This window comes from Bartonella sp. MM73XJBT.G, assembly GCF_028618435.1.
Lineage (GTDB): Bacteria > Pseudomonadota > Alphaproteobacteria > Rhizobiales > Rhizobiaceae > Bartonella.
On sequence record NZ_JAQISW010000049.1, the window covers coordinates 1 to 4,150 of the forward strand.

The 4,150-nt window shown below is 41.5% G+C and carries 4 protein-coding genes, 1 tRNA gene and 1 pseudogene; 2 read left to right on the plus strand and 4 right to left on the minus strand.

All coding sequences use genetic code 11. From position 1 onward, the window contains the following. Positions 1-563 precede the first annotated feature (563 nt). The 3 genes and pseudogenes from PVV59_RS09950 to PVV59_RS09455 all read right to left on the minus strand — a co-directional run. Positions 564-921, minus strand: a pseudogene (locus PVV59_RS09950) (hypothetical protein); the annotation flags it as partial. Positions 922-963: 42 nt separating this feature from the next. Continuing rightward, positions 964-2,259, minus strand: coding sequence for a UDP-N-acetylglucosamine 1-carboxyvinyltransferase (gene murA / locus PVV59_RS09450; protein WP_273755835.1), 1,296 nt, complete (start codon positions 2,257-2,259; stop codon positions 964-966). A gap of 162 nt (positions 2,260-2,421) precedes the next feature. Then, positions 2,422-2,574, minus strand: coding sequence for a hypothetical protein (locus PVV59_RS09455; protein ID WP_273755836.1), 153 nt, complete (start codon positions 2,572-2,574; stop codon positions 2,422-2,424). Positions 2,575-2,756: 182 nt separating this feature from the next. Here PVV59_RS09455 and PVV59_RS09460 point away from each other — a divergent pair. Further along, a tRNA-Thr gene (locus PVV59_RS09460) sits at positions 2,757-2,831 on the plus strand. A 453-nt stretch (positions 2,832-3,284) separates the two neighbouring features. Then, complete coding sequence (locus tag PVV59_RS09465) at positions 3,285-3,773, plus strand: hypothetical protein (RefSeq protein WP_273755837.1); 489 nt, start codon at positions 3,285-3,287, stop codon at positions 3,771-3,773. Between the two features lie 56 nt (positions 3,774-3,829). Here the strand turns inward: PVV59_RS09465 and PVV59_RS09470 are convergent, their stop codons facing one another. Further along, positions 3,830-4,054 (minus strand): hypothetical protein, encoded by a 225-nt coding sequence (locus PVV59_RS09470; RefSeq protein ID WP_273755838.1) that lies wholly within the window; start codon positions 4,052-4,054, stop codon positions 3,830-3,832. Between the last annotated feature and the right edge of the window lie 96 nt (positions 4,055-4,150).

Below are 4,150 nucleotides of genomic sequence, written 5' to 3' on the forward strand. Positions count from 1 at the left end.
TTTCTCGTCTCAAACGAATTCTTTTGCCTATCAAAATATCGTTAGAATGTGGATTTTTAGCTTTCACTTCAGGTTCCCCCTCCGGTTGCGAGCGCCCTCGCATAAGTATTCCGGGAGTCTGAAAGTACTGAGTTCGAATCAGCTTTTTTTGCTTTTAGTGCTGCGCACCTGGACATAGCAAAAACTCCCGGAACTCCGGGATATCCACAAAAGTGGATTAATTCTTATGATCGAACCTTAGGGCTTTCAGACCCTCTTGATCGTTGCGTATACGACCAAAGTCACAAGGTCTATTGATAAAGGAATTGAAGAAGATTAGCAATAAAATTTAAAGGAATGTTTTCATCTCTCAAGAAATCAAACACAAAATTGCTTTTTTTAAGAGATCTCTCTCAGCCTCTTATGCGCACTCTCCAAAACCATAAGGGAAAACCAGCAATTTATTGAGAAGACGAACAATCCTTCAACCCCCACAAAAATACACCTAAAAATATGCCTCAACATACACCTTAACACATGGCCCCCCAAACAACAAACATTCAAGCCATACCCTTTGAGCAGGGTCACACCGTTATCCGTTGAACTTTCGCACCACATCGGGATAATTTTTCTTCCAACCTCTAAAAAGCCACGATCAAGATGATAAACACGATTGACGATTGTTTCACCCTTTGCTGCCACTATTAATAAAATAAAGGGGCCGCAATCACCAGAGAGACAAAAAGCCAAGCAAATCAGTTGCCATCACAGGGGCGCCTTGCAACTTTTCATGTTCCTTGCAATTTCTTATGTTCCATGAGTTGCTCTCTCGCCATCGCATTTTATCTGTGCTCTCAAACGGTTGCGTTCTTAGAGGTGCATAAAATGATTTTCGAAAATCATCTCCGTGATATGAGAAATGCCCCGTGTTATGAAGCGCATACCCCAAACAACAAACATTCAAGCCATATCCTTTGAGCAGGGTCACACCGTTATCCGTTGAATTTTCGCTCCACATCGGGATAATTTTTCTTCCAACCTCTCAAAGCCACGATCAAGATGATAAACACGATTGACGATTGTTTCACCCTTTGCTGCCAATGCCGCAATCACCAGAGAGACAGAAGCACGCAAATCAGTTGCCATCACAGGGGCGCCTTGCAACTTTTCTGTTCCATAGACGGTTGCCCTCTCACCGTCGAGTTTTATCTGTGCCCCTAAACGGTTAAGTTCTTGAACATGCATAAAACGATTTTCGAAAATCGTCTCCGTGATATGGGAAATTCCTTCAGCGCGTGTCATCAGCGCCATAAATTGCGCTTGAAGATCGGTTGGAAAAGCCGGATAAGGTCCTGTTTTAATATCAACGGGCATAATTTTTGTGTTTTTTGGATTTCGCTTCACGTGAATTCCTTGCGGCTCTATTTGAATCTCAAGCCCTGTTTTTTGCAGAACCTTCAGCACTGTTGTAAGATGATTAGGATTGGCATTTTTAAGAAAGACATCTCCCCCCACTATTGCTACAGCCATTGCATATGTTCCCGCTTCAATTCGATCCGCAATAACGCGTATTCTTGTTCCTTTGAGTTTTTTCACCCCTTCAATGGTAAGCGTTGTTGTACCTTCACCGGTTATTTGAGCCCCCATCGCGTTTAAGGTTCGAATAAGATTTGTGACTTCTGGTTCACAAGCCGCATTCTCAAGAATGGTTGTTCCCTTTGCCATTGAGGCTGCCATCAACAATACATGCGTTCCCCCGACCGTGACTTTAGGAAAACGGTAATGCGCCCCTTTTAATCCCTTTGGGGCTTTTGCATGAACATATCCATTTTCAATGGCAATATGAGCGTCTAAACTTTTCAGCCCTTCGAGAATAAAATCAACAGGTCTTGTTCCAATCGCACATCCTCCAGGAAGCGAAACATAAGCCTCGCAGCATCGAGCAAGCAGCGGTCCAATCACCCAAAAGCTTGCCCGCATTTTTCTCACCAATTCGTAAGATGCGCGTGTTGTGGCTATTTTTTGCGCGCTAAAATGGATTGTTCTTGAATTAACACCATCATCATTAAGCTCTTGTCCATCAACAGCATAGCCTACACCATGATTATTGAGAATACGAATAAGCAACTCAACATCAGCAAGATGCGGAATATTTTCTAGCGTGAGCGTTTCTTCTGTCAACAGTGACGCAATCATAAGAGGCAAAGCAGCATTTTTTGCTCCCGAAATAGGAATTGTCCCTTTAATTTCTACCCCACCAACAATTTGAATAGCATCCATCGTATTTTCCCTCTTTTCCTTTACGCCACCGCTTCCAAAGGTTTTTCTCCTTTTGAAAAGTTATGCTTTATTGATCGTTTTTTTAAAAACGTCTTCTAACGATGAGAACAAATGATTGAGACGTTTGGTTGCAAAAATGCCTTAAAAAAAATTTTTGGCATTTTAGAGCTCTGACTGCGCTCTTTTTCGACTTTGCTCTTTTCGACGTTTTAAGTTTTGCCGTAACTGCTGCGCCAATCTTTCTTGACGACGTTTTGCTTTTTCCTCTTGAGGATTGATTTCATCGTGCTTTTGTTTTTGATGCATCTGTGTCATGGCACAACCTTTTAAACAGTGTTGAGCTTCTATCCAATCAACTCACGTCTTTTTAAAATATGTTTAAGAGTATAAGAACACTCTTGTCATGACATAAGATACGTTTTCTTGCAAGAATATACAAATGTTCTCTTGCCTATTTTATGACAATATGGCACAAAACAGCGCAATGATTGAAAACGGCTGCGGTAGCTCAGTGGTAGAGCACTCCCTTGGTAAGGGAGAGGTCGAGAGTTCAATCCTCTCTCGCAGCACCATTTTATTCTTCTTGCCCATTAAGCATCAATCTTTTCCCTTTGAGCCTCCATCGGCTTCATTCCTAGCCTTCTCTCCTTTAGACCATGCGCTTTAATGACTTTAAAATCAACGGTCTACGCGCTTAAATCTCCCAAACACTCTGCAAACCGCTTTTGACATTAACACGCCAAAACACGCCAAGAACAGCGTACATTCCCAATTGCACATCCCCCTCTTTTCTTGCATCTCCCCCTTAGCTTCATGAAAAATCCCCTCTCCAACCAATACCCCCCCGCTTGAGGCCGAGGTTTTAACCAATACCACCCCCTTATTGGAATACGAGATGATCACGATCACCGTTTTCACATAAACACGTTTATGTGCATATTTTTAACACAAAAATGACACAGATTGATCTTTTAAACAGAAATCACTTATAAAAGCACGTTAGCAACAAAAGACGATAAAGCCCCATGTTTAAACCCTTTATTTTATTCGCTATAGCAATAAGCGCTATTTTATTCACGCATCACGCAAAGAGTAACTGTCCAAAAGATGGATTTTTCGTTGGAGGGACTTCTCCGATCAATTGTATTTCAAAAGAATATATAAGACAAAAAATAGAAAAGAAGCGATTGGAAATAGAACAAGAAGAAGAATGGTCAAAGCTTGAAAAATTTTCCGTTACTTCTTGTCCAAGTAAAGAGTTTCCTGTTTATCGTGGTTTTTCTATTATCGCTTGTGTTTTAAGAGAAGAATTAGAGCAAGATCGTTTGAATAGAAATGAGATCAATATCATAGGATTATCTCTGCAATGGTTTATCGTAGGCTTCATCATAACGACGATCATGTCCATTCCAATCAATATCCTTTGGCGTTTTCGCTTTAAGGTTCCAGCCTATTTATTGACTATAATGACAGCCTTGGCGATTATGGCCATACCCTTTATATTCTCTTGGTAGTCTCTCACTCCTTTTGTAAAAAAACTTTCTCAAAATATGAAGAACACCGCACATTTTCAAGCATTTTGAACTGTATCTCCCCGCATTGAGATACCATAACCCAAGCACCACCATTTTCCCCAAGCAACACTTCTCACACTCAAGTCTCTGATGCCTCCTTCAACACCCATTTTCAAACTTACCTTTTTATGGAATTTTCCCCTCATCAACCCTGCACAAGATCCCATTCTTCCCCGTCTCATTTTTGTTTTGCCTCTCAACAGACGCTTTGCGTGTCGCACTCAGCAATCCCACCTCTCATCTTTTCCATTTTCTCCATCCCCTAGAAATCAAGCAACTGCGCGCCAATCTTTCCCCCTCACGCACCACGCCCACCC